The sequence below is a fragment of the Pseudomonas sp. Van50 genome, from assembly GCF_055390755.1.
In genome coordinates this window covers 2,367,190-2,392,467 of sequence record NZ_AP024343.1, presented here as the reverse complement: position 1 = coordinate 2,392,467, position 25,278 = coordinate 2,367,190, and the positions used below count along the sequence as shown (strand labels likewise).

The window sequence follows — 25,278 nt, the reverse complement described above, 5'->3', positions numbered from 1 at the left end:
TCGATGTCATCAGCTTATTGGGGCTGCTGCGCAGCCCTACGGGGATAAATCCCCTCGCCACAACAGCGCCCGACCACGGGATGGGTGGTAATTTCCCGGGCAATGACGCTTTTGGACGATTGGCCGCCGCTTTACCGCTTGCTCTGCGCCGTTGGGTCTACGATGCTTTAACAACCAGCAAAAACAACACCCCCGACCCGAGGCTTCCCCATGAAAACCGTCGCGCAGTTGCTCCGGCTAAAAGACGATAAGAACCAGCAAGTGCACACCATCTCACCGGACGACATGGTATTGCAGGCCCTGATGCGCATGGCCGAGAAGAACGTCGGCGCCTTGCTGGTGGTGAAGGACGAAAAAGTGCTGGGGATCATCAGCGAGCGCGACTATGCACGCAAAATGGTCCTGCACGGTCGCTCATCCGTGGGCACGAAAGTGAGCGACATCATGGTATCCCCCGTGATCACCATCGACCCGCACCAGAATGTCGAGACGTGCCTGAGCATCATGACCGACAAGCACTTGCGACATTTGCCGGTGGTAGAAGACGGCAAGCTCGTCGGGCTGCTGTCCATTGGCGACCTGGTCAAGGAAGCCATCGCCGAACAGGCCGACCTGATCCGACAACTGGAGCAATACATTCGCGGCGAATGATCCTTTCCATCGGGTTGCTCATTCCCAACACACTTCTATATTGAAGGGGTTGTTCCTGCGAGCATCCCGATGGCCGCCACCGACCGACTGATCATTTGTGAACATTGCGATGCGGTGTACGAGCCGGTTGTGCTCGCCCCGCATCAAAAGGCCACGTGCGTGCGCTGCCACTCGGTGATCCAGCGCTACAACGGCCTGACCATCGAACAGCGCCTGGCCTTGAGCGTGACGGCCGCGGTGCTGTGGGCTTTCGCCAACCTCTACCCAGTGATGAGTATCCGTCTCCAGGGCCTGAGCAACAGCGCGACGTTGTGGGATTCCATCGTGGCGCTGAGCCTGGGGCCCATTACCTTCATCGCCCTGGTGACAGCGGTGGCGATCATCATTGCACCGGCCTTCCAACTGGCGCTGCTGCTCTGGGTACTGGGCCATGCCTACCTCCAGCGGCGGGCGCCAGGGTTCAGCCTGTGCATGCGCAGCCTGGAAACCCTGCGGCCCTGGAGCATGCTGGAGGTGTGCCTGCTGGGCGCGCTGGTGGCGGTGATCAAGCTCGCCGGCCTGCTGGACGTGCTCCCGGGTATCGGCCTGTTCGCCCTGGCGGCCTTGAGCCTGCTGATGATCCGTATCGCCGGGCGCGATGTCCGCGACCTGTGGGACACCCCATGAACGGCCAGCCGCAGGACACCCCGCCAGAGGCCCGCGACCTGGACCTGTGCCTGTGCCACAGTTGTGGCCTGGCCTGCGACATGGCCGGCGGCCCCCAGACCTGCCCGCGTTGCGACGCCGCCCTGCACCGCCGCAAACCCGACGCCATCACCCGCACCTGGGCCTACATGCTCGCGGCGCTGGTGTTCTACATCCCGGCCAACCTGCTGCCAGTCATGAACACCCAGATGCTCGGCGAAGGTGCCGACAGCACCATCATCAGCGGTGTCATCGAGTTCTGGCAAAGCGGCGCCTGGGACATCGCGCTGATTATCTTCATCGCCAGCATCGCGGTGCCCGGCATCAAGTTCGTGGTACTGACCCTGCTGCTGGTGACCGTACAACGACGCAGTACCTGGGCCCAGGTCCAGCGGGCGAAGCTGTACCGGCTGGTGGAAGTCATCGGCTACTGGTCGATGCTCGATGTGCTGGTGGTGGCCCTGGTGGCCGCCCTGGTCAAGTTCCAGGCACTGAGCGATATCGAGCCACGACCGGGTATCCTGTTCTTCGGCCTGGTGGTGCTGTTCACCATGCTCTCGGCCATGAGTTTCGACCCCCGCCTGATCTGGGACACTCAACCATCCGAGGAGGTCATGGATGAAGTCGCAAGCCACTGACGGGCAACAACCCGCCCCCGGCCGGGCCCACGTCACCACCCGCCGCTGGACGGTGTCGCTGGTGTGGATCGTGCCGATCATCGCGGTGCTGGTGGGTGTTTCCCTGGTGGTCCACAACTGGCTGCAGGAAGGCCCGACCATCACCATCACCTTCAAGACCGGCCAGGGCCTGACCGCCAACAAGACCCAGGTGAAATACCGCAACGTGGTCATCGGCCAGGTCACCGACGTGCAACTGAGCAACGACCAGAAGAACGTCACCGCCACGGTCAAGCTCGCCAAGACCGCCGACACCTTCACTCACGAAGACTCGGTGTTCTGGGTCGTACGGCCGCGCATCGGGGCCGGTGGGATCTCGGGGATCGACACGCTGCTGTCCGGTGATTTCATCGGTGCCGACGCCGGCCAGTCGAAAGTGCGCGCCAAATCCTTCACGGGGCTGGAGAACCCGCCGCCGATCACTTATGGCGAACCGGGCAAGCGCTTCACCCTGCACGCCCAGGACCTCGGCTCGCTGGACATCGGCTCGCCGGTGTACCTGCGCAAGATCCCCGTGGGCCAAGTGGTGTCCTACGCCTTGGACGCCGACGGCAAAGGCGTCAACATCGACGTGTTCGTCAACGCGCCCAACGATGTGTATGTCACCGAAAACACCCGGTTCTGGAATGTCAGCGGCGTGGACGTGAACGTCGGCGCCAACGGTTTCGCCGTCAAGACCGAATCGCTCTCGGCCTTGCTGTTGGGCGGCATTGCGTTCCGGGCACCGGAGTACAGCCCCAACGATACCGCCGCCAGCGAAGACAAGACCTTCGAACTGTTTGCCGACCAGCAGAGTGCCCTCGCCCCGCCCGATGGCAAGGGCCAATACCTGGCCCTGCGTTTCGACCAGGCCCTGCGCGGGTTGCGCGTCGGTGCGCCGGTAGAGTTCCTCGGCGTGGAAGTCGGCAGGGTGGTGGCCATCAACCTTGATTTCGATGAGAAGCAACGCAGCTTTCCGGTCAACGTCGGCGTAGTGATCTACCCTCAGCGCCTGGGCAAGGCCCATGAAAAACTGCTCAAGTCGCTCAACCACGACCCCGAAGACGAAGCCGCCGGTGCCCGCCTGATCGGCAGCTTCGTCGAGCGCGGCCTGCGCGCCCAGGCCCGTAGCGGCAACCTGCTGACCGGGCAGTTGTACATCTCGCTGGACTTCTACCCCAAGGCCGAAAAAGTGGTCTTCGACCCCAGCGCCCGCCCCGTGCGTATCCCGACCCTCCCGGGCAGCCTCCAGCAATTGCAGGAACAACTGCAGACGATGGTCGAGCGAATCAACAAGCTGCCACTGGAGAGTATCGCCGGCAACCTGGATGGCAATCTGGTGGAGCTGCGCAAAGGCCTGGCCCAGTTCAACAGCAAGACCTTGCCAGGGGTGCAAAACACCTTGCAGGACGTCAGCAAGACCCTGCAATCGGCCAACTCGACCCTGGCCGAAGATTCACCCCAGCGTGAACAACTGACCCAGACCCTGGACGACCTGGGGCGCATGTCGCGTTCGCTGCGCGAGCTGTCGGACTACCTGAGCCGCCATCCCGAATCGCTGCTTCGCGGCCGGCCCAAGGACGCACCGGCACAGAACCTCACATTGCCGGTGAAAGAATGAGTACAGGAGCCCGTCCCATGCCACTGACGCTGAAATTCACCCTGCTCGCCATGGCACTGCTGCTCGGCGCCTGTCGCAGCGATCCGATTCATTACCACACCCTGAGCCCGGCTCAGCCGACAGGCCAGGCACGCGCCGGCGTGGACATCCAGATCGAACAGGTGAGCGTCCCACCCCAGGTGGATCGCACCCAAATGGTCATTCGCCAGGGCAACAGCGGGTTGGCGATCCTGGAAACCGAATGGTGGGGTGCCAGCCTGGCAGATGAACTGCACAGCAGCCTGGACGAACAACTGAGCAACCCTGGCGCGCCGAAATCATCGCTGCGGGTAGACGTGCAGCGCTTTGACTCGATTCCCGGCCGCTATGCCCGCATGGACGTGCAATGGCGCCTGCGCAACCTGGGTGGCGATACCCGCCCCCTCACCTGTCGCAGCAGCCTGCAAACGCCGGCGGGGGCCAGTATCGACGAACTGGTGACGGCGCATCAGCAGAACGTCCAGCAGTTTGTCGACTTGGTTGAGCAGGCGGCTGTACGCAAGGCTTGTCCTTGACCCGTAGGAGCTGCCGAAGGCTGCGATCTTTTGATCTTTTGATCTTTTGATCTTTTGATCTTTTGATCTTTTGATCTTTTGATCTTTCGCTTGAGATTCCAGCGTTAGCGCAAAGATCGCAGCCTCGCTTCGCTCGGCAGCGCCTACGAAGGCCAATGCAACGACAGCATCGGTGCAACGCGCGGATGGTGGTCGATGCGCTCCAACAATCCGTGGAACGCCGGACGGGCGTTCAGCATTGCCTCCCGCGTGTTTCTCCACTTCGTGATCACGGCCGCCAGGATATCCATCGCCCCCGGCTCGGCACCGCCAAGGAAAGGCTGGGCCGGGAACTGATCGGCAAACAGCGCCCAGTTGCGGTACAGCCGTTGCTGGGTGCCCGCTACCAAGCGCTGCCGAGTCGCTTCGTCCGCATCGTCCAACCAGCGTTCCGGAAAATCGATGATGCCGATGGGCGTGTAGCAATTGGCTGCGATATAGACCAGCCCCCGTATGGCTTGGGCACGCTGGGTTGCGTCATCAGGGAGCAGCTTCGAGGCCGGAAAGGTCAGCCCGAGGTGAATCAGGATCGCCGCCGCTTCGGTCAGCACCGAGCCGTCCGGCAACTGCAAGGTCGGGACCTGCTTCTGAGGGTTGAGTGCCTCGAGCGCTTTCGCGGCGTCGTTGTCCTGGGTCGAATAGGCATCGACCCGCCGATACGCCACATCACAAAGGTCCAGGGCAATCTCCACCGCCGCAGAACCGGATTGCCTGTAACCGAATAACTGGTACATGAACTTGCCTCCTGCCTGTGGTTTACCCGGTAGAGCCCACAAACCTGGCTGTGTTCCACCCGGAGGACGACGCGCACGTTGCGGCTCAGCTTCGACATCGATGCGACTGACGAGCTATCACTGCCGTCGATGTTCACCATCATGCCAATGAAGTTCTCTTGATGATCGCCCGGGACAACAATGGCCCCACACAAACCACTGCACCCCCGGAGCACACCATCATGAAACGCCAAGTCATCCTCAGCCTCGCTTTCTCCGTACTGGCCGCCAACGTATTTGCCGCCTCCTCGCAACCCGTCGTCGCCGAAGGCGGTTCTGATCGCCTGATCGAAAACCGCGTCGCTGAAGGTGGTGCCGATCGCCTGCTGGAACGTCGCGTCGCTGAAGGTGGCTCTGATCGCCTGATCGAAAACCGCGTCGCCGAAGGTGGTGCCGATCGCCTGCTGGAACGTCGCGTCGCTGAAGGTGGCTCCGACCGCCTGCTGGAACGCCGTGTCGCTGAAGGTGGCTCTGATCGCCTGCTGGAACGCCGTGTCGCTGAAGGTGGCTCTGATCGCCTGATCGAAAACCGTGTCGCTGAAGGTGGCTCCGATCGCCTGCTGGAACGCCGTGTCGCCGAAGGTGGCTCTGACCGCCTGATCGAGAACCGTGTCGCTGAAGGCGGTTCCGATCGCCTGCTGGAACGCCGCGTCGCCGAAGGTGGCTCCGATCGTCTGATCGAAAACCGCGCATGAGTTGCTTGACTGCAATGCCTGAAAATATCGCAAATCATGTGCAACACACCCCGTGGCGAGGGAGCTTGCTCCCGCTCGGGCGCGCAGCGGCCGCAACGTTCAAGCAGCCGCCGCGCAGCTCACCCGACACACCGCTCCAGAACACCTCCAAACCCAACCCATCACAGTAAAAGCCTGGCCTCATCCGCCGGGCTTTTTCATGTTTCAACGCCTGGCTAGCGCCCCGCCGCCCGCGCCATGCAGCGCTGATAACGCTCATCCACCCGCTTGGCAAACCACGCTGTGGTCAGCTTGCGCGTGATTTTCGGGCTCTTGAGCACGATCCCCGGCAATACCGCCCGCGGCAACGGCTTGCCCTCGGCCCGCTCAGCCAGTTCGAACACACGCTTGTAGAGCTTGCTGTCCTCGAACGCCAGGCTGTCGCCCTGCTCCAATTGATCGCGAATGGTCGGGTTGCGCATTCCCAACGACTTGCCCAGCGTGCGTACCGCCAGCTCCGTGCTGCCCGGCATGATTGAATCATGGGCAACCAGATCGCCATCCAGCGCCAGGGAAATGCCCGACGCTACACTCACCCCATGCTGGAAAGCCGCGTTGCGACTGGCGTACCACCCGGCATTGAAATCGGCGAAACGATACAACGGCTCGGTATAGTTCACCGGATAGCCCAGCAAATGCGCGATACCGAAATACATCCCACCACGGCGACTGAACACTTCGCGACGAATCGAGCCATCCACCGTGTAGGGATAATCCCGCGCATGGGCCTGGGCAAACGCGATACTGACCTGCATCGGCCCACCCGTGTGCACCGGATTGAAACCGCCGAACAGGGTCTTGCCCAGCGGCACCATGCCGATGAAATCATCGAAAATCCCGCTCAGCTCTTTCTCGCTACGGGCCGCGTCGAGCCGATCGCTGTAGTTTTTGCCATTGGGCGAACGCACCTGGAGCGCGCCGCTGACCAACAGCTCCGGAATGTGCACCTTCGCCGCACGGCGGTTGATCTCCTGACGAGCGATCTTGCCCAGCCCCGGCACCGGCGGGTCGGCCTGGAACGTCGACTCCTGCTCGGTCACCGCCAGGACCGCACAGATATTCTGCGTCGTGGACGGGATCTGCTGGGCCGCAAAGGCCACGTAAATATCAGTCGCCCAGCCTTCACGATCCACCGTCTTGGCCGGCAACAACTGCACGATCTGCTTCTTGACCTCAGCGGGCTGGCGCTCGGGCTCCTGCAACTGACGGCTGCCGCAACCGGCCAGGGCCAGCAACGCCGCGAGGCTGATCATCAATGGGTTGAATTGCATGGTGCTCCATCGCGTTCGTTATTCCGGAGCAACCATACGATCAAAAGTGGATGCGGGCTATGCCCAATGTGGGAGCGAGCCTGCTAGCGATAGCGGCGACACAGGCACCCTCGATGCAAGCTGACACACCGCTATCGCGAGCAAGCTCGCTCCCACAGGAGAATGGCGGTGTACCCGGATCTTCCGTCCAACACAAAAACCCATGTGGGAGCGAGCTTGCTCGCGATGACGGCGGTACAGTCACCACTGAGGCAAGTAGAAAGAACGCAGGATCAGATCCCACTCAGCGCCAGGTCCATGGCGAAGTAGGTGAAGATCAGGTCTGCCCCCGCCCGCTTGATTGCGCCAAGGCTCTCGCGGACCACACGGGCTTCGTCGATGGCGCCGGCCTGGGCGGCGAATTTGATCATCGCGTATTCGCCACTGACCTGATAAGCCGACAACGGCAGGTTCGAAGCCTGGCGAATATCGCGGATGATGTCGAGGTAGGCGCCGGCCGGCTTGACCATCAGCGCATCGGCACCTTCTTGCTCATCGAGCAGGGATTCACGCAAGGCTTCGCGGCGGTTCATCGGGTTCATCTGGTAGCTCTTGCGGTCACCTTTCAGCGCACTGCCGCCGGCTTCGCGGAACGGCCCATACAGCGCCGAGGCGAATTTGGTGGAATAGGCCATGATCGCCGTCTGGCTGAAACCGGCTTCATCCAAAGCCTTGCGAATCGCCTGGACCTGGCCGTCCATGGCCGCCGACGGCGCGATCACATCGGCACCGGCGCGGGCCGCCGCCACGGCTTGCTTGCCCAGGTTGATCAAGGTCCGGTCGTTGTCCACTTCATCGCCGTGGAGCACGCCGCAGTGACCATGGTCGGTGTATTCACAGAAGCAGGTGTCGGACATCACGATCATTTCCGGCACCGCGTCCTTGCAGATCCCGGCCATGCGTGACACCAGGCCGCGCTCGCGCCAGGTGTCGCTGCCCTCGTTGTCCAGGTGATGGGACACGCCAAAGGTCATCACCGACTTGATGCCAGCACGGGCATAGCGTTCGATCTCACCGGCCAGCTTCGACTCCGGGATGCGCACCACGCCGGGCATGCTCTTGATCGGTACAAAATCATCGATTTCTTCTTCGACGAAAATCGGCAGCACCAGATCGTTCAAGGTGAACTCGGTTTCCTGGAACAGGCTGCGCAGGCTTGCATTGCGACGCAGGCGGCGTGGACGTGCTTCGGGGAACTGGCTGGACATGGGACTCCTGGGCAAAAAAATGGTATTCGATCACAGGGAGCGAAGCTTATGCCCAGGCCAGCCAGGGCACAAACGCCTGCTGGAAAACAGAGTGTTACCAGCCGGGTAATAATCGCCTCACAAAGTCAGCGAGCCATTGATGCACGTCACGACTGCACCGCCAATCCAAACCTCTTCTCCCAACTGCTCGACATGAATTCGCCCGGCCCGGCCCATCGTCAGCCCCTGGCTGACCACGTAGGACGCAGGCGCCAGCCCTTTGCCCAGCATCCATTGGGCAAGCCCGGCGTTCAGGCTGCCGGTGGCCGGATCCTCGGGCATGCCATCCCCGGCGATAAAGCCGCGCACTTCGAAGTGGGCCTCATCGCCATCCACGGCCCGATCCCAGGGTGCAACCACGCCCACGGCCAGATCCAGCAACTGCGGGTAATCCGGCTCAAGCGTCAGGACTTGCTGGCGATCCTTGAGCATCACCGCCAACCAGCCGGCACCGTTATCGACCCATTGCGCCTCGACAATCGCCTGCGCTGCGAGCCCCAGCCCCTTGCAAACCCGCTCCAGCAGCTCGGCCTCCAACGGACCGGACTTGAGCAAGGGCGGCGCGAGGAACGCCAACCCATGATCGCTGCGGCGCACCCTGACCAGGCCGACACCGCACTCCTGCACGATCTCCTGCCCTTTCGGCACGCCTCCGGCTTCCAGCCAGGCGTGACAACTGCCCAGGGTCGGATGCCCGGCAAACGGCAACTCGGTGGAAGTGGTGAAAATACGCACCCGGTAATCGGCTTCCGGGTGCTGCGGCGCCAGCAGGAACGTGGTTTCGCTGAGGTTGGTCCAGTTGGCAAAAGCGGCCATGCGCGAGTCACTGAGCCCATCGGCCCCCAGCACCACCGCCAGCGGATTACCCTTGAGCGGTACGTCGCTGAATACATCCAGTTGCTTGTAATCGAATCGGCGGGTCGTCGGTTTGCTCATTCCGGAATCTTCAACCCGCGGGCCACCGCCGGTCGCGCCAGGAAGCGCTCCAATACCCGCGTCACATTGGGGAAGTTCTGGATACCCACCAAATCACCGGCTTCATAAAAACCGATCAAGTTGCGCACCCAGGGAAACGTGGCGATATCGGCAATGGTGTAGCGCTCGCCCATGATCCAGTCCCGCCCTTGCAGACGGCCATCGAGCACCTTGAGCAGGCGCCTGCTTTCCTCGACATAACGATCCCGTGGCCGCTTGTCCTCGTAGTCCTTGCCAGCGAACTTGTTGAAGAACCCCAACTGCCCGAACATGGGCCCGATCCCACCCATCTGGAACATCAGCCACTGGATCGTCTCGTAGCGCGCCGCCGACTCCTGGGCCAGCAACTGTCCGCTCTTGTCCGCCAGATAAATCAGGATCGCCCCCGACTCGAACAACGCCAACGGCTGGTCCCCCGGCCCATGGGGATCGAGAATCGCCGGGATCTTGTTGTTGGGGTTCAGGGACAGGAACTCGGGCGACAGCTGGTCGTTGCTGGCGAAGTCCACTTTGTGGGGCTCGTACGGCAGGCCGATCTCTTCCAGCATGATCGAAACCTTCACGCCGTTGGGGGTTGGCAGGGAGTAGAGCTGGATCCACTCCGGGTATTGGGCGGGCCATTTCTGGGTGATGAGGTGTGGCGTCAAGTCGGGCATGGGGTCGGCTCGGAAATGAAGAAAACCCCGAGGATAATCCAAGATGTTGGGGACGACACCACTGCCCGTCACAGAATTCACGTCGTCCCTTCTTAATTCAGCAACATCCTGTCGTTAACGTTCGTCCCATCTCCTGACGGAGATCGCTACAGTGCACCGGAATCGAACCAAAGCGCTCGAAGGGACTCTGAGCAATGCCTCCGAAGAACCGACGAGGCGTAACGACAGGGAAAACACCCGAGGCCAAGCGCTTCGCGGTGCCAGGGTTTGTCAGCCTGACTCAAGCGTGCTGAAGACTATTATTCGATGATGAACCCACTGAATTTCGCCAGACGCTTCAAACACCGTTCGTGGCTGATGCTGCCAACGCTGCTTGTGGTCTGTGGCCTGGTGCTGTCGCTGGAATCCAGCGTCAGCCGCGCCCAGCCAGCCGACGGCGTCCAGACCCTGGTGTTCCTGCGCCACGCCGAGAAACCCGCCGGTGGCCTGGGCCAGCTCAACTGCCAGGGCCTCAACCGCGCCATCGACCTGGCCACCCTGCTGCCGGAAAAATTCGGCAAGGCCGACTACGTGTTCGCGGCCAACCCGACCCGCAATGTCGAAGAGGGTGAGCTGGACAACTCCTACAGCTATATTCGCCCGCTGATGACCATCAGCCCCAGCGCCATCAAGCTCGGGCTGCCGGTAAACATCAATTTTTCAGCCAACGACACCAGCGACCTGGCTGACGAGTTGCTGCACGACAAGTACCACAACTCCACCATCTATACCGCCTGGTCCCATGGCTACCTGCCGGAGCTGATCAACAAGGTCGCCGGTGAGGCGGTGGGCAAGGAGCAGACCATTACCGAAGACTGGGCCTCCGGGGACTTCGATTCGCTGTATGTGCTGACCCTGACCTGGCACAACGGCAAGGCCAGCCTCACCAGCCAGAGCTACAAGCAAGGTTTGGACAATGGCCAGCAAGCCTGTCCGACCTGATCATCCGTGTGGGAGCGAGCTTGCTCGCGATAGCGGTGGGTCAGCTTGCCTCAAGGGTGCCTGTGTCGCCGCCATCGCGAGCAAGCTCGCTCCCACAGGTCACCGTACCGAGGCCGCCCGCTCGCGCAAGTACTCCAGCACCGCCGCCTGCTCTCCCGAGAACTCGATCCGCAAGCCCTTCTTTTCCCGCTGGAACACGTACATCGGGTCGTAATACTCACGCAGCAAACCCTCGATCCAACCGCGATGCACGTCGACGGCGCCGCTGCGGGCCTGCTCGGCCAGGGCTGTTTCCAGGATGTCCTTCAAGCGCCGATGACGGTCGCCACCCAGGCGTTTGTGGATATTGTCCAGGCTTGTCAGCAATCGCTCGGAAAACAGCGAAAAACCTTCGTCGCCATGTACCGCGACAAATTCTCCACACAGGTCGATGACGTAATCCTGCAGGATCCGTTCGACCCGGCGCTCCAGGCTGTCTTCCAGCCAGACCATCGGAACCTGCTGCATGCGCTGGTACAAGGACAGTGGCAAGGCGCAGCTGCCGACCGCGCGGCTCTCATCTTCCAGCACAAACTGCTCGATGCCGGCGGCGCGTTTTTTCAGCACATCCACGGCCAGGCGGTTTTCAAAATCGATGTTGGAAGGCTGGCCGGTGGCGCGTTTGCCAAAGCTCGAACCGCGATGGTTGGCATACCCTTCCAGGTCCAGGCTGTTGCCCAGTTGGCCCAGCGCTTCGGTCTTGCCGGTACCGGTCATGCCGCCCAGCAGCACCAGGTCGCACTCGGCGACCGCCTGTTCGACGGTGTCCAGCAAGAACGTGCGCATGGCCTTGTAGCCACCACCGACCCGAGGGTAGTCGATGCCCGCTTCGTCCTTGAGCCATTGCTGAACGATCTGCGAACGCAAGCCGCCGCGAAAGCAATACAGCAGACCGTCGGGATGGGCCTTGGCGAACGCCGCCCAAGCCTGGATGCGCTGGGCCTTGGTCTCACCGGACACCAATTGATGCCCCAGGACGATGGCGGCCTGTTGCCCCTGTTGTTTGTAGCAGGTCCCGACCCGTTGCCGTTCGTTGTCGGTCATCAACGGCAAATTGACCACGCCGGGGAAAGCGCCCTTGATGAATTCGACGGGCGCGCGCGTGTCCATCATCGGTCGGTCATGGAGGAAGATGTCGCGGTAATCGGTGATGTCATGGCTCATCAAGACACCTCGACCGCGTAACGCTGTCGCTCGACCAACTCGCCGATGGGCTCCAGTGCAAGGCCGAGTTCAGTGGCCACCCGCAGGAACTCGTCCTCGCCTTCGGGGGTGACGGCAATCAACAGGCCGCCGCTGGTCTGCGGGTCGCACAGCACTCGCTTGTGCAGTTCCTGGACCCGACCGACCTTGCTGGCGTAGCTGTCGTAGTTGCGCAGCGTACCGCCCGGCACACAGCCCAGGTCGAGGTAGTATTCGACGCCCGGCAGACGCGGCACCGCGTCATAGCGGATATGCGCGGTCAACTGGCTGCCGTCGGCCATTTCCACCAGGTGCCCGAGCAGGCCGAAACCGGTGACGTCAGTCATCGCCGTCACGCCATCGAGCTTGCCGAAGCGGCTGCCGGGTTTATTGAGGGTGCACATCCAGTCACGGGCCAGGCCAACATCGGCGGCGCGCAGCTTGCCTTTCTTTTCCGCCGTGGTGAGGATGCCGATGCCCAGGGGCTTGGTCAGGTACAGGCGGCAACCGACGGTGGCCGTGTCGTTGCGTTTCATATGACGCTTTTGCACCAGGCCCGTGACCGCCAGGCCGAAGATCGGCTCGGGCGCGTCGATCGAATGCCCGCCCGCCAGGGGAATACCGGCCTCGTCACACACGGAACGACCGCCGCGAATCACTTCCCGGGCAATTTCCGGGGCCAATACGTTGACCGGCCAGCCAAGAATCGCGATGGCCATCAGCGGATCACCGCCCATGGCGTAGATGTCGCTGATGGCATTGGTGGCGGCGATGCGACCGAAATCGAAGGGATCATCGACAATCGGCATGAAAAAATCGGTGGTCGAGACCACCCCACGCTCTTCGTCGATGGCATACACCGCAGCGTCGTCGCGAGAAGCATTGCCGACCCACAGCTTGGGATCGAGGTTCTGCGCACCGCTGCCGGCCAGGATCACTTCCAGAACCTGGGGCGAAATCTTGCAGCCGCAACCGGCGCCGTGGCTGTACTGGGTCAGGCGAATCGGCTCGCTCATGGGCATCTCTCCGGTCAATCAAGGGGATCGATTCTAACAGCAACGCCGCCGACTCAGTGCCGTGCCGAGCATTCGCCCGTGCAACACTTTGGTGCTGCTTCAGGCGAGCGTGAAGCATTCGGCGCACCTGGCCTGACCAAAAGGACAGGAAAACCGCCTTAAACCCAAGCTTTTCAAGCCACTGCACAAAATTGGTATGGGATGTGCAAACGTTTGCGCATTCGATCACCCTCAGCGGATCGACGATTTTTTCAATCACGGAACCCGGGCTTCGGCCCGCACGAACAAGGACTTTCCATGCACTTCACTTCCCGGTGTCGCGCCACGCCCGGCGTATGGGCAACCACCCTGCTACTGACCGCCGTTACCGGACTACTCAGCACCACGACCCACGCCCAACCCACCGAGGTGTCCGCCCAAGGCGAAGCCCTCAGTCCAGAAGCCACCCCATCGAAAAAAGGCGCCTACCTGTCGGACTGGTACAACCAGGACCTGACGCTCATCGGCAGCAAGGACATCAGCTTCGGCCCGCAACCGGTCGACGATATCTATCTGGAATATGAATACTTCGGACGCAAGGGGCCCTTCGAGCTCTATGGCTACGTCGACATCCCGAAGATTTTCAACATTGGCAACAGCCACGACAAAGGTGCATGGGACCACGGCTCACCCGTGTTCATGGAACACGAACCGCGGGTTTCCATCGACTACCTGGCCGGCCGCAGCCTGGCCATCGGGCCGTTCAAGGAATGGTATGTGGCGTTCGACTGGATCTACGACCACGGCAGCAACAGCGCCAATCGCGCGAACACCTTGTACAGCGGCCTGGGCACCGACATTGACACTCACTCGAGGGTCAACTTGTCGGCCAACCTCTATGGCCGTTATCAATGGGAAAACTATGGCGCCAGCAATGAATATTCCTGGGACGGCTACCGCGCTCAACTCAAGTACATCGTGCCGATCAGCCAGTTCAGCAATGGTGCCTCGCTGACGTACATTGGCTTCACCAACTTCGACTTCGGTTCGGACCTGCACAAGGACAACCCGGCCCGCACCGCCAACGCCACGGTCGCCACCAATGTCTTGCTGTACGCGTTCACCCACGTGCGCTTCACTCTGGTGGGCCGCTACTTCCACAACGGCGGCAACTGGCAGGATGGCAGCGAACTCAACTTTGGCGAGGGCAACTTCCGCGCCCGCTCCGATGGGTGGGGGTATTACGCCGGGGTCGGCTATCAATTCTGAGCACATCGTCGCAGCACCCTTTCGAATCCATGGAGGTCACGAACACATGATCAATCGCCTGTTTGCTTCAATCGGCCTGGCAAGTACTGCACTCTTCGCGACAAGCGCCGGAGCCGCACCGCCACTTCAACCCAAAGTGATGCTGATCACCATGTTCGCCCCCGAAGCGCAGAACTGGATCGAACGCTTGCAGCTCAAGGATGAAATCCGTGTACCGGGGCTGTCCGCCGAGTACCCGACGATCCGCTGCAATGCCGAACGGGTCTGTCTGTTGATCACCGGCATGGGCCAGACCAACGCGGCGGCCTCGACCCTGGCCCTGGCGCTCTCCTCGACCGTCGACCTGCGCAAGAGCTATTTCCTGGTGGCCGGGGTCGCCGGCATCAACCCGCACCACGGCACGCTCGGCACAACCGCCTGGGCCCATTACCTGGTGGAGTTCGGTACTCAATGGGAGCTGGATTCGCGGGATGCGCCCAAGGACTGGCCCACCGGCTACCTGGGCATCAACACCAAGGGGCCGAACGAAAAGCCGCCGCTGGACTACAAGACAGAAGTCTTCGAACTCAACCCGGCCCTGCAAGCCAAGGCCTTTGCCCTCAGCCAGCAGGTGACCCTGGCCGAAAGCAAGGAGTCGGCAGCCTGGCGCTTGAAGTATCCGTATGCCCCGGCCAACCAGCCGCCGGTGGTGACCCGCTGTGACACCCTGGCCGGCAACACTTGGTTCTCCGGCACGCGCCTGAGCGAGCGTGCCGAAGTCTGGACCCGCCTGCTCACCGACAACAAAGGCGTCTACTGCACGACCCAACAGGAAGACAACTCGACTTACGAGGCCTTGCTACGGGCCAGCCGTGAAGGTCGGGTGGACATCAACCGGCTGGCAGTGCTGCGGGCCGGGTCCGACTTCGACCGCCCCGAGCCCGGTGGCAATGAAGTGGATAACCTGCTCAAGTACGCCGACCAGGGCGCGTTCGTCCCTGCGTTGGAAAACCTGTTCCGCACCGGCAACCCGCTGGTGCAGGACATTGTGAAGAACTGGTCGGCGTGGAAGAACGGCGTGCCTGGCCTCTGATTTCTCCTCCGTGGCGAGGGAGCTTGCTCCCGCTGGGCTGCGCAGCGGCCCCTGGCTCTTTGCGGCTGCTGCGCACCCGAGCGGGAGCAAGCTCCCTCGCCACGGGGCTATCGAGCTGAGCACCAGGGCTGTTCCCAACGGCTCAGCCAATGGAATTTTCCCTCCCGGGCAGGATCATTTGAACATCAACCGCGCGCCCCAGGAGACCGCCGATGCCTCTCACACCCTCCGCCGCCGACAGCACTCACCTGGACTACGGTCTCGACACCCTGTTCGGCCGCCAGACCAAAAGTATCGACTGCCAATACGCCGTCCAGCGCCTCGACGAGGACAAGCCGGTGTGGTTCGCGCTGCACGTTCAACCGCCGATGCCGGACGACCTGGACAAGGCCGAGATCGTGGTGTTCAGCGCCGAGGGCCGGCGCCTGAGCGGCATCGTGCGCAGTACTGAACGCCTGGCCGATGGCAGTCTGCAACTCAACGTGGAACCCGACTGAACCGTTCAGGCCTGACGGGCATTGCTGCGATACATGAACACCAGCGCCAATGCCAGGCAGGCCATGGCGAAGACTCGGCTGCCGGACAATTCGATGGCCGGGTTGCCCAGCCAGCCGAAGTTGTCGATCAGCATGCCCATGCCCAGTTGTCCGACGATGACCGCCACGGTGGCCACGGCCGTGCCGACCCTGGGCACCGCGCCCACCATCACCATCATGTACACGACACCGAACAAGGCCCCGCTGAGTTGCCATTTCGGCATGTCCAACAGCGTCAACCCGTGGGCCGGTTCGAAAAACACGATCAGCAGCCCGGTGGTCACCGTGCCCACCGTGAACGTCAGCAAGCTGCTGCGCAACACACCGACCGTCTGGCCCAGGCGCCCGTTGATCGCCGCCTGCACACTCAACACCGCACCGGCCGCGACCACCAGCAGCAACAAAACAAACAGGTTCATGTTCAACCTCGGGCAATCAGGACAAGGGCAACGACAATCAAGGCCAACGCCAGCCAGCGTTCGCCATTGACCCGCTTGCGGGCCGTGCCGAACCAGCCGAAATGATCGATCAGGACACTTTTACCCACCTGGCCGGAGAGAATCGCGACCATGGTCATGGCGATGCCGATGTGCGGCGTGGCGAGTGTCAGCACGACCACATAGATCGGACCGAGGAAACCGCCGATCAATTGCCAGCGTGGCAACTCATGCAAGGCTGGGCCTCGCTGCCGGCCACTGAGCAACAACAGCAGGAAAAGAATCGCCGAACCGACGCCGAAGATGCTCAGCGTGGCCCACAGATGCCCGACCTGGGCCCCGAGCGGCCCGAGCAGGCCGGCTTCCACCGACAAGCCCATGCCGGCCAGGATCACCAGGGGCAGTAATAGCCAGCGCAGCAATGCCCGGGGTCTGGCGGGCGTCGATACCGGCGCGGCCTCGCTGAGTGAAGATGTTTGCATGATCAGAACCTGTTCACTTGAAAGAGGGCCGGCATTATCGGCTGGTGTCGCTGTGCAATAAATGTGAGTATCCCGACAACACTTTTGCGCAATACGCACAGGAAGCCCACCCCATGCACGGCCTCAATGAACTGGGTTTCAAGGCATTGCGATTGTTCGTCGCGGTGCTCGATCACGGCAGTTTTTCGGAAGTCGCACGGCGCGAAGGCCTGGCGCCGTCTTCGATTTCCCGGCAGATCCAGTTGATGGAACAGGCCCTGAACCAACAGTTGCTCTATCGCCACACCCGCGCCGTTTCACCCACCGAGGCTGGCCGCCTGTTGGGGCATCATGCACGGCTGCTGCTGGTGCAACTGGAGGAAGCCGAACAGGCGCTGCAGGAGCAACACAGCGAGCCGTCCGGACTGGTGCGGATCAATGCGCCGGTGGTGTTTGGCCAGCGCCACCTGACACCGTGGTTGGGGCAGCTATGCGAGCGTTATCCGAAGCTGCAACTGGAGATCCAGCAGACCGACAGCTACGTCGACCCACTGCAGGAAGGCGCCGACCTGCTGTTCCGTATCGGTCCGCTGCACGATTCGAGCATGCAGGCGCGCATCCTCGCGCCCCATCGCTTCCAGATCGCCGCCAGCCCGACCTACCTGGCCCGCCACGGCGCACCACTCAAGCCCCAGGACCTGGTTCACCACCGGTGCCTGGCCTACAAGGGCGTAACCGGTCAGCAGCGCTGGTTCTTCCGCCGCCCGGGCCAGGCCTGGACACCCTACAGCGTCAGCGGCCCGATCACCGGCAACCACGCCGACACCTTGACCCAGGCCGCCGAACAAGGCCTGGGGCTGGTGATGTTCCCGTCGTGGCTGATCGGCGAAGCCGTGCGTCATGGCACGCTGGTCCCGGTGCTGCAGGATTACCAGGCCTCCAACAGCCTTGAACCGCAACAGATCGCCATCCTCTGGCCGGGCAGTCGACGCCTGTCGGTGAAGGTCCGCACGGTCATCGATTTCTTCCTCGAGTGTTTTGGCGAAGTGCCCTACTGGGATCGCTGAACACGGCGCGGCCTCAGTCGAACTTGACCAGGTTCAGCACCGGCAGCGGGCCGCCTGGGAACTGGGTCAAGCGTGCGCCGACACTCAAGGGGCCCAGGTCTACGCCGAAAAAGCCCAGGCGCTCGATCAACTGCGCGACTTCACTCCGTGCCTGCGCGTCGTCACCGGTCAGGAACAGCACCCGCTTGCCGCCTTCGGACGTTGGGTCTGCCTCCAGCAGGCGCGCCAGCAGATGATTGAAGGCCTTGACCACCCGTGCGCCCGGCACCCACTCGCTGAACACCTCGGTCGAGGCCCGGCCCTGGAGATCCACGGCCTTGAACCCCGGCACTTCGATCGCGTTGTTGGCGTCGATCACGATGCGTCCGGCAAAATCCGGCAGACCGCCCAGCGCCTGGGCCAACTTCGACCAGTTGACCGCCACCAGCACCATCGGCTGGGCGGCGGCCTCCTCCACGGTGCCGGCGCGCACGCTTGGACCGAGGTCAGCCACAAGTTCGGCCAGGCTTTGCGGGCCACGGCTGTTGGCAATCACTACGTTGATGTTCTGGCGGGCCAGGGCGCGGGCGAAAGCACTGCCGATGGCGCCAGCGCCAATGATGCCGATGGTGTCGATGCTGCTCATGTCTTGTGTCCTCAAGGTTGGATAAGCCTGGCGGTGATGTCCGCCGTTGAGGTGCATGGTGCCCTTGCCATTACCTTCTGATTAGCCGGTAATACGGCGAATCATTTTCAAGCATTACTATCAGGTTCATGCCATGGAAAGCCTCGCCAACCTCGAATGCTTTGTCCGCAGCGCCGAAACTGGCAGTTTCTCGGCGGCCGCGCGGCTGCTTGCCCTCACTCCCGCTGCCGTGAGCCGCAACGTGGCGATGCTGGAGCGCAACCTGGGGGTGCGGCTGTTCCAGCGCTCGACCCGTAAGCTGTCCCTGACCGAAACGGGGGAACATTTCCTGGCCAGCATCGGTGGCAACCTGCACGCCCTGCAGTCGGCCATTGGTGCGGTGACCACGGAGCGCGGCGAACCGGCCGGCGTCTTGCGCGTCAGCCTCTCGCCAAGTTTCGGCATCGGCCAGGTACTGCCGTTGATGCCGCAATGGCTGGCCCGCTACCCGCTGATCCGTCCGGACTGGCATTTCGAAAACCGTCCGGTGGACCTGATCGCCGAAGGTTTCGACGCGGCCATCGGAGGCGGTTTCGCACTGACGCCCGGGGTGGTATCGCGCACCCTGGCGCCCGCGCACCTGATTGCCGTCGCCAGCCCCGCCTACCTGGCCGAACGCGCCCTGCCCCGACAGCCCGAGGACCTGGCCGGCCTGGACAACATCGTGCTGCGGGCCAGCCGCACCGGCCGGGTGCGCCAGACCGTGCTGCGCAACGCCGCCGGGGACGAATGCGCCGTGCAACTGGCCGAATCCATGATCTTCAATGATCCCGTCGCCATGCGAGAGGCCGCCTTGCTCGGCCTGGGCGTGACCCTGCTGGTGGTGCCCGACGCCCTGCCCTGGCTGGAACGTGGCGAACTGGTGCGGCTGTTACCGGATTGGTACGTCGATCTGGGGGTGATTTCCCTCTACTACCCCAGTCGCACGCTGATGCCGGCCAAGACCCGGGCCTTTATCGACTTCATCACCGAGCACTTCGAGCGCGAGGCGTTGGCTCGGCGCTTCAGGGCCGGGCCGGATTGAATATCGGCGACGCGGCATTGAAGGCGCGTCGGCTGTCGGTGGATGACCTGGGCGAGGCGGTGCTAACGTGACGGCCCACCTCCGACAAGGATGATCGCGTGCTGCTGCTCAAACTGCTGGTGATTCCCGCTTTCCTGCTGCTGATTTCCCGGGCGGGCAGGCGTTGGGGACCGAGCGTGGCCGGCTGGCTCTCGGGGTTGCCAGTAGTGGTGGGGCCGATTCTGTTGTTCCTGGCCGTGGAGCAAGGCGAGCGGTTTGCCGCGCAGTCGGCGACCGCGGCACTGGCGGCCATGTTTGCAATGATCGCTTTCTGCGTGGTGTACGCCCAGGTTGCCCAGCGTCGTGCCTGGCCCTGGGCGTTGGGCATCGCGCTAGGCGTCTGGGCCTTGGTGGCGTTGATCTTGTCCTGGCTACCGGCTTCGCTGCCGTTGTCGAGCCTGATCGCCCTGGTCGCGCTGCTGGGGGCGCCGTATCTGTTCCCGACGGTCCGGCCGGTGATGAGCGGGCCGGCGGCCAAATCCGACAAACTGCTGCTACGCATGATCGCCGGCGCGCTATTGACCCTGGCGGTGACACTGCTGGCCAGCACCGTAGGCGAACGCTGGAGCGGGTTGCTGGCGGTATTCCCGGTGCTGGGCAGTGTGATGGCGGTGTTCTCCCAACAAACCCGCGGGCCGGCCTTCACCGCTGCGCTGCTGCGGGCGACGGCCACCGGCATGTATTGTTTCGCCGCCTTCTGCCTGACCCTGGCTCTTGCCCTGCCGGTGCTGGGCATGCCGGCCTTTGCCTTGGGCGTCGCGGTGTCGGTGGCCATGTTGCTGGTGACCCGCCGCCTGCTGGTGCGAGCGGCATCGCCAAAATGACGGTCTCTTGCTGGAGTCCGGTACGACGCCCATGGGATGATCGGTCTTCAAGCGCGACCATCCGTGGAGATTTTCAATGTCATTGCTGAGTAAACAAGCCGCCGTCCTGTTGCTGGGAGCCATCGCCAGCCTGGTCGTGGCATCCGCCCAGGCGGCCCCGGCCAAACCTGCCAGCGATGCACCGGCGCAGAAGGTGTCGATGCTGGGCGGCAAGTTCACCTTCACCTTGCCCAAGGGTTTTACGGCGACGCCATTGCCCGCCGGTGAAGCCGCCCAGGGCACCGCCGGGGCGACGGGGACGATGTACAGCAATGCCACCAGCAAGACCGTGGTGATCGCAGCGGAAAACATCATCATCGACGGTGCGAATGTGAAGGATGACGATGGCACGTTCCTCGACACCACCATGGCCGACTTCGCCGCCCAGCGCCTCAAGTCGCTGCCGGATGCCAAGATCCTCAGCGAAAAAAGCCTGAAGCAAAAAGGCACCGGCCTGGGCCTGCGCCAGCTCGACACCCGCGCGACCCAGGGCGGCGGTCCGACCCTCGACACCACCTTGCTGGGTGCCTCCGGCACGCGCATGGCGGTGGTGCAGATCATCTCCCGGGCCAGCGACAAGACCGGCCATGAAGCGTTGGTGAAACAGATCGCCAGCGGTCAATAAGCCCCCCGGAACATGTGGGAACCGAGCTTGCTCGCGATGGCGTCGGCACACCCAACCTTGAGGCAAGCTGACCCACCGCCATCGCGAGCAAGCTCGCTCCCACAGGGATCTGTCTTCGCCGAAGAATCGAGGACAATCACCATCAAAAATGTGGGAGCGAGCTTGCTCGCGATGGCGTCGGCACACCCAACCTTGAGGCAAGCTGACCCACCGCCATCGCGAGCAAGCTCGCTCCCACAGGGATCTGTCTTCGCCGAAGAATCGAGGACAATCACCATCAAAAATGTGGGAGCGAGCTTGCTCGCGATGACGCCGGCACACCCAACCTTGAGGCAAGCTGACCCACCGCTATCGCGAGCCAGCTCAGCTCCCACAGGGATCTGTCTTCGCCGAAGAATCGAGGACAATCACCGTCAAAAAATGTGGGAGCGAGCTTGCTCGCGATGGCGTCGGCACACCCAACCTTGAGGCAAGCTGACCCACCGCTATCGCGAGCAAGCTCAGCTCAGCTCCCACAGGGTTCTGTCTTCGCCGAAGAATCGAGGACAATCACCATCAAAAATGTGGGAGCGAGCTTGCTCGCGATGACGCCGGCACACCCAACCTTGAGGCAAGCTGACCCACCGCCATCGCGAGCAAGCTCAGCTCCCACAGGGTTCTGTATTCGCCGAAGAATCGAGGACAATCACCATCAAAAATGTGGGAGCGAGCTTGCTCGCGATCGCGTCGGCACACCCAACCTTGAGGCAAGCTGACCCACCGCTATCGCGAGCAAGCTTGAACTGGCCTAATGATTTTGGACACTTCAATCGGGCGCTATGATGGCGCCCAAATCTGAGGTGTTTTGGTTATGCGTAAATCTTACTCCAGTGAGTTCAAACTCAAAGCGGCCAGCATGGTGCTGGACGAGGGACAGTCGGTTCCCGAAGTCTGCGCCAGCCTGGATATTGGGCCCACGGCGCTTCGCCGCTGGGTCGATCAGGTTCGCAAGGAACGCTTGGGTTCGACCCCGGTGGGCGCCAAGGCGATTACCGCTGATCAGCGTGAAATTCAGCAGCTCAAAGCGTTGCTCAGGCAAAAAGACCTGGACATTGAAATCCTAAAAAAGGCCAGTGCTCTCCTGCTTTTGGACTCCAAAGATCATTCTCGTTGATCAATGAGCTGGACGAGCAGTACGGCGTTAACAATTGCTGTCGGGCGTTTGGAGTCAACCGCAGCAGCTTTTACGCCTGGCGTCAGCGCCAAGGCAAAGTGAAGCCCGAGCGGGAGAAACTTAAAGCCGTGCTGGTCGAGCATCACAAGGAGTCCAGAGCATCCGCGGGGTCTCGCACCCTTTCCAAGGAGCTGCAAGCAAAGGGACATCGTGTCGGGCGGCATATGGCTCGCAGCTTGATGCGCGAAGCCGGTGTTGCCAGTCGTCAGCGCCGGCGGCACAGGTACAAATCTTCCGGCGTGGAAGCGTTGGTGGCGCCGCACGTGCTCAAGCGCAAGTTTGATGTCACGGCGATCAACCAGGTGTGGTGTGGCGATGTGACGTACATCAAGGTCGGCAAGCGCTGGATGTATTTCGCGGCGGTGCTGGATCTGTTTGCTCGCCGGATCGTGGGCTGGTCGTTTTCAATGATTTCCGATGCCTCGCTGACCTGCGAAGCGTTGCGAATGGCGGTGCAATTGCGAGGTTGCCCAAAAGAGGTGCTGTTTCATTCCGATCAAGGCTGCCAATACACCAGCCACAAATTCAGGAATGAAATGCGCAAGCATGGACTCCTGCAAAGCATGAGTCGCAAAGGTGAGTGCTGGGACAACGCCCCGATGGAGCGTTTCTTTGGGAGCCTGAAGTCAGAGTGGGTGCCAGAAGATGGCTACAGCTCGGAGCATGAAGCCCGCGTGGATGTGCAGCGTTATGTGATGCGTTACAACAACGTCAGACTCCATAGCTACAACGACTACCGGTCGCCGGTAGCTATGGAGAAACTGGCAGCATGAAACCGTAACTGGTGTCCAAAATTAGTTGACCAGTTCAGCTCAGCTCCCACAGGGTTCTGTATTCGCCGAAGAATCGAGGACAATCACCATCAAAAATGTGGGAGCGAGCTTGCTCGCGATGGCGTCGGCACACCCAACCTTGAGGCAAGCTGACCCACCGCCATCGCGAGCAGGCTCGCTCCCACAGGGTTCTATTTTGGTCAGGGGTTGAGCCGCTCCAGCCAGGCCCGCAGGTCCTTCACCTCCAGGGCACTGATGCTGTGGCCGACGCCGGGGTAGGCATGGAATTCCGGTTCCAGCGCCAGGGTCTTGAGGAAGGTGTTGGCCTCGGTGCCATCGTGGTAGGGAATGATCGGGTCTGCCGTGCCATGGCCGATGAACACCGCCAGCGTCCGTCGTGATTCGTCGGGGGTCAGTTCCGCCCGCAGTACCGACAGGACCCGCCCGCCCATCGCGGCAATACCCCCGACGGCTTCGGGGTGTCGCAGGGCCACTTCGTAGCTCATCATCGCGCCCTGGCTGAACCCCACCAGGTAGACCTTGCTCGCGTCGTTCGAATACTTGGCCCGGGCCTTGTCGATGAACTCCAGCAGCATCCGGCCACTGGCCTTCAGGTCGGAGGTGTCACCGTCGTAGGCGCCCTCGCCCTTTTTGGCGAACCACTGGTAACGGTCCTGCTCCATGCTCTTCGGCGCCCGCACCGAGAGGTAGTTGTAATCGCGCGGCAACTCGTCCTTGAGTGCGAACAGGTCCTGCTCGTTACTGCCGGAACCGTGCAGAAAGATCACCAGCGGTCGGTTCCGAGCCTGCTCATCGACTTGGGCCAGGTAGTTGAGCGGCAAGTCCGTGTGCAGCGAAGGTTGGGCCTGCAACCCGGACGAGACCAGCAACAGGAACAGGGCGAGCGCTTTGAACATCGATCTTCCTCCATCGTTTCGATAGCCGCACGGCAAGGCCCGTGCGGTGAGGTAGACAGCAGTTATCAGTCGTTGATCAATTTCCCCGTACGAATCGGTTCACGCCCAGCGACTTTTGCCTGCCAGATCCCCGGCTGCGTGTAGCGCCCGCGGTCCAGGGCAAACAGCACGCCACTGGTGCCGGCCCGCACGATGGTGACCCGATCATTCAGCGGATCGACCACTTCGAACAGCGGATCGCCCCGCTCCACCCATTCGCCAGCCTCCCGCAGGAAACTCACCACGCCGTGGTGCGGCGCGAACAGGTATTGCGTGCCTTCGAACGGAAAGCCTTCGCAGCACTCGCTGGGTGCGGGCGGCCAGTCCCCAGCGATAAGTCCCTGCTCGGCGAGAAACCCGAGGATGGCTTCACAATTGGCCTGGGCCTGCTCCACCCGGGTATCGCCCATGCTGCCCAATTCCAGCGTCGTCGCCAGGTTCGCCGGTGGGATCGCCGCCCCAGGAAAGGCCTTGGCCAGGCGCAACCAGGGCGAGGAGCAGGATTCATCGAACGAACTGCCGCCCGAATCCTCGCACAGCAAGGCCACACCGGCTTTCAAGCGTGCGGCCAAAGAACGCCACTGCGGCCACTGCTGTGGCAAGGCATACAAATGGATCGCTGCCTCGAAATCGCAATGCAGGTCCAGGGTGATGTCGGCATCGCAGGCATGGCGCAGCAGCAGGCGATGCAGCGCTTCGAGTTGCGAAGGGGGTGGCGGCAAGTCATCGAGGACCTCGGCCATGGTCTGGCGGATCAAGGTGATATTGGCGGCCGGGTCGTCCCCCAGGCGATCACCGATGCGTTGCGCCACCGGCGCACTGAGCTCCACGAAGGAACGGTTGAAATTCTTGCCGCTGCCCAGTTCGAAACGCCCCATGTGGGCGCTTTGCAGGTGTTGATCCAGGCCGATGGGGTTGGCCACCGGCACCAGTTCGATCACCCCCTTGAGCAAGCCCTGGGCCTCCAGATCGTTGAGCCGCTGCTTCAGCTCCCAGGCGGTGCGCATGCCCGGCAATTCATCGGCGTGCAGGCTGGCCTGGATGTAGGCCTTGCGCGGCCCATGGCCGTAGCGAAACACACTGAGCCGGCGCTCGGTGCCCAGGTGGCTCCATGGCAGGGTATGGTCGATGCGTTGCATGAGGAACTCCGGATGGCGGCATTACGATAGGCGCAGGGTAAAC

General features: G+C 62.2%; 28 protein-coding genes. 16 read left to right on the top strand and 12 right to left on the bottom strand.

Going from position 1 to position 25,278, the window contains the following annotated elements; translation table 11 throughout:
* Nucleotides 1–210 precede the first annotated feature (210 nt).
* The 5 genes from ACZ5M5_RS10635 (at nt 211) to ACZ5M5_RS10615 (ending at nt 4,166) form a co-directional block, all read left to right on the top strand.
* Nucleotides 211–651, top strand: coding sequence for a CBS domain-containing protein (locus ACZ5M5_RS10635; RefSeq protein ID WP_060738251.1), 441 nt, complete (start codon nt 211–213; stop codon nt 649–651).
* A 69-nt stretch (nt 652–720) separates the two neighbouring features.
* A complete protein-coding gene (locus ACZ5M5_RS10630; RefSeq protein ID WP_464738994.1) occupies nt 721–1,317 on the top strand; it encodes a paraquat-inducible protein A in 597 nt (198 codons plus the stop codon).
* Entirely contained in the window at nt 1,314–1,973 is a 660-nt protein-coding gene (locus tag ACZ5M5_RS10625; RefSeq protein WP_060738253.1) for a paraquat-inducible protein A, read from the top strand. The genes ACZ5M5_RS10630 and ACZ5M5_RS10625 overlap by 4 nt, the downstream gene beginning before the upstream one ends.
* The gene (locus ACZ5M5_RS10620; RefSeq protein ID WP_060738254.1) at nt 1,954–3,612 is read left to right on the top strand and encodes a PqiB family protein; all 1,659 of its coding nucleotides are present in this window, start codon (nt 1,954–1,956) and stop codon (nt 3,610–3,612) included. The genes ACZ5M5_RS10625 and ACZ5M5_RS10620 overlap by 20 nt, the downstream gene beginning before the upstream one ends.
* A gap of 17 nt (nt 3,613–3,629) precedes the next feature.
* A complete protein-coding gene (locus ACZ5M5_RS10615; protein WP_060738255.1) occupies nt 3,630–4,166 on the top strand; it encodes a PqiC family protein in 537 nt (178 codons plus the stop codon).
* A 143-nt stretch (nt 4,167–4,309) separates the two neighbouring features.
* On the opposite strand, the gene ACZ5M5_RS10610 is transcribed toward ACZ5M5_RS10615, so the two are convergent.
* A complete protein-coding gene (locus ACZ5M5_RS10610; RefSeq protein WP_103309731.1) occupies nt 4,310–4,939 on the bottom strand; it encodes a glutathione S-transferase family protein in 630 nt (209 codons plus the stop codon).
* A 221-nt stretch (nt 4,940–5,160) separates the two neighbouring features.
* On the opposite strand from ACZ5M5_RS10610, the gene ACZ5M5_RS10605 reads away from it, so the two are divergent.
* On the top strand, nt 5,161–5,673 hold the full coding sequence (locus tag ACZ5M5_RS10605) for a phage infection protein (RefSeq protein WP_464738993.1): 513 nt from the start codon (nt 5,161–5,163) through the stop codon (nt 5,671–5,673).
* Nucleotides 5,674–5,888: 215 nt separating this feature from the next.
* Here ACZ5M5_RS10605 and ACZ5M5_RS10600 read toward each other — a convergent pair whose 3' ends face one another.
* From ACZ5M5_RS10600 to ACZ5M5_RS10585, 4 genes are all read right to left on the bottom strand, one after another.
* Complete coding sequence (locus ACZ5M5_RS10600; protein WP_060738257.1) at nt 5,889–6,983, bottom strand: DUF1615 domain-containing protein; 1,095 nt, start codon at nt 6,981–6,983, stop codon at nt 5,889–5,891.
* Between the two features lie 272 nt (nt 6,984–7,255).
* Nucleotides 7,256–8,230, bottom strand: coding sequence for a porphobilinogen synthase (gene hemB, locus ACZ5M5_RS10595; RefSeq protein ID WP_060738258.1), 975 nt, complete (start codon nt 8,228–8,230; stop codon nt 7,256–7,258).
* A gap of 117 nt (nt 8,231–8,347) precedes the next feature.
* Nucleotides 8,348–9,205: a PhzF family phenazine biosynthesis protein gene (locus ACZ5M5_RS10590; RefSeq protein WP_464738992.1), complete on the bottom strand. Its 858-nt coding sequence runs from the start codon at nt 9,203–9,205 to the stop codon at nt 8,348–8,350.
* Entirely contained in the window at nt 9,202–9,900 is a 699-nt protein-coding gene (locus ACZ5M5_RS10585; protein WP_060738260.1) for a glutathione S-transferase family protein, read from the bottom strand. The genes ACZ5M5_RS10590 and ACZ5M5_RS10585 overlap by 4 nt, the downstream gene beginning before the upstream one ends.
* 306 nt (nt 9,901–10,206) lie before the next feature.
* Here ACZ5M5_RS10585 and ACZ5M5_RS10580 point away from each other — a divergent pair, with 306 nt between their 5' ends.
* Nucleotides 10,207–10,881 carry a histidine phosphatase family protein gene (locus ACZ5M5_RS10580; RefSeq protein ID WP_092174955.1) on the top strand — a complete coding sequence of 225 codons (675 nt, stop codon included), beginning with the start codon at nt 10,207–10,209 and terminating at the stop codon, nt 10,879–10,881.
* Nucleotides 10,882–10,980: 99 nt separating this feature from the next.
* Here ACZ5M5_RS10580 and mnmH read toward each other — a convergent pair whose 3' ends face one another.
* Entirely contained in the window at nt 10,981–12,084 is a 1,104-nt protein-coding gene (gene mnmH / locus ACZ5M5_RS10575; RefSeq protein WP_464738991.1) for a tRNA 2-selenouridine(34) synthase MnmH, read from the bottom strand.
* Nucleotides 12,084–13,118, bottom strand: a complete 1,035-nt coding sequence (selD, locus tag ACZ5M5_RS10570; protein ID WP_060738263.1) for a selenide, water dikinase SelD — start codon at nt 13,116–13,118, stop codon at nt 12,084–12,086. The genes mnmH and selD overlap by 1 nt, the downstream gene beginning before the upstream one ends.
* Nucleotides 13,119–13,415: 297 nt before the next feature.
* Here selD and ACZ5M5_RS10565 point away from each other — a divergent pair, with 297 nt between their 5' ends.
* From ACZ5M5_RS10565 to ACZ5M5_RS10555, 3 genes are all read left to right on the top strand, one after another.
* The gene (locus tag ACZ5M5_RS10565; protein WP_464738990.1) at nt 13,416–14,366 is read left to right on the top strand and encodes a nucleoside-specific channel-forming protein Tsx; all 951 of its coding nucleotides are present in this window, start codon (nt 13,416–13,418) and stop codon (nt 14,364–14,366) included.
* A gap of 46 nt (nt 14,367–14,412) precedes the next feature.
* Nucleotides 14,413–15,438, top strand: a complete 1,026-nt coding sequence (locus ACZ5M5_RS10560) for a purine-nucleoside phosphorylase (RefSeq protein WP_464738989.1) — start codon at nt 14,413–14,415, stop codon at nt 15,436–15,438.
* A 212-nt stretch (nt 15,439–15,650) separates the two neighbouring features.
* Nucleotides 15,651–15,935 (top strand): hypothetical protein, encoded by a 285-nt coding sequence (locus tag ACZ5M5_RS10555; protein WP_060738266.1) that lies wholly within the window; start codon nt 15,651–15,653, stop codon nt 15,933–15,935.
* A gap of 5 nt (nt 15,936–15,940) precedes the next feature.
* On the opposite strand, the gene ACZ5M5_RS10550 is transcribed toward ACZ5M5_RS10555, so the two are convergent.
* Nucleotides 15,941–16,393 (bottom strand): DMT family transporter, encoded by a 453-nt coding sequence (locus ACZ5M5_RS10550; RefSeq protein WP_103309726.1) that lies wholly within the window; start codon nt 16,391–16,393, stop codon nt 15,941–15,943.
* Between the two features lie 2 nt (nt 16,394–16,395).
* Nucleotides 16,396–16,893: a DMT family transporter gene (locus ACZ5M5_RS10545; protein ID WP_060738268.1), complete on the bottom strand. Its 498-nt coding sequence runs from the start codon at nt 16,891–16,893 to the stop codon at nt 16,396–16,398.
* 113 nt (nt 16,894–17,006) lie between these two features.
* Between ACZ5M5_RS10545 and ACZ5M5_RS10540 the strand changes: the two genes are divergently transcribed.
* Complete coding sequence (locus ACZ5M5_RS10540) at nt 17,007–17,939, top strand: LysR family transcriptional regulator (protein WP_060738269.1); 933 nt, start codon at nt 17,007–17,009, stop codon at nt 17,937–17,939.
* A gap of 13 nt (nt 17,940–17,952) precedes the next feature.
* Here the strand turns inward: ACZ5M5_RS10540 and ACZ5M5_RS10535 are convergent, their stop codons facing one another.
* Complete coding sequence (locus tag ACZ5M5_RS10535; protein WP_060743050.1) at nt 17,953–18,555, bottom strand: NADPH-dependent F420 reductase; 603 nt, start codon at nt 18,553–18,555, stop codon at nt 17,953–17,955.
* 142 nt (nt 18,556–18,697) lie between these two features.
* Here ACZ5M5_RS10535 and ACZ5M5_RS10530 point away from each other — a divergent pair, with 142 nt between their 5' ends.
* From ACZ5M5_RS10530 to ACZ5M5_RS10510, 5 genes are all read left to right on the top strand, one after another.
* The gene (locus tag ACZ5M5_RS10530) at nt 18,698–19,627 is read left to right on the top strand and encodes a LysR family transcriptional regulator (RefSeq protein WP_060738270.1); all 930 of its coding nucleotides are present in this window, start codon (nt 18,698–18,700) and stop codon (nt 19,625–19,627) included.
* A 98-nt stretch (nt 19,628–19,725) separates the two neighbouring features.
* A complete protein-coding gene (locus ACZ5M5_RS10525) occupies nt 19,726–20,490 on the top strand; it encodes a hypothetical protein (protein ID WP_464738988.1) in 765 nt (254 codons plus the stop codon).
* Between the two features lie 76 nt (nt 20,491–20,566).
* A complete protein-coding gene (locus ACZ5M5_RS10520) occupies nt 20,567–21,154 on the top strand; it encodes a DcrB/PsbP domain-containing protein (protein ID WP_060738272.1) in 588 nt (195 codons plus the stop codon).
* Between the two features lie 895 nt (nt 21,155–22,049).
* The gene (locus ACZ5M5_RS10515; protein WP_237140769.1) at nt 22,050–22,307 is read left to right on the top strand and encodes a transposase; all 258 of its coding nucleotides are present in this window, start codon (nt 22,050–22,052) and stop codon (nt 22,305–22,307) included.
* Entirely contained in the window at nt 22,304–23,140 is an 837-nt protein-coding gene (locus ACZ5M5_RS10510; RefSeq protein WP_464737817.1) for an IS3 family transposase, read from the top strand. The genes ACZ5M5_RS10515 and ACZ5M5_RS10510 overlap by 4 nt, the downstream gene beginning before the upstream one ends.
* Nucleotides 23,141–23,340: 200 nt before the next feature.
* Here ACZ5M5_RS10510 and ACZ5M5_RS10505 read toward each other — a convergent pair whose 3' ends face one another.
* Together ACZ5M5_RS10505 and ACZ5M5_RS10500 are read right to left on the bottom strand one after the other, a co-directional pair.
* A complete protein-coding gene (locus tag ACZ5M5_RS10505; RefSeq protein WP_464738987.1) occupies nt 23,341–24,057 on the bottom strand; it encodes an alpha/beta hydrolase in 717 nt (238 codons plus the stop codon).
* 65 nt (nt 24,058–24,122) lie between these two features.
* On the bottom strand, nt 24,123–25,235 hold the full coding sequence (locus ACZ5M5_RS10500; protein WP_464738986.1) for a succinylglutamate desuccinylase/aspartoacylase family protein: 1,113 nt from the start codon (nt 25,233–25,235) through the stop codon (nt 24,123–24,125).
* Nucleotides 25,236–25,278 lie beyond the last annotated feature (43 nt).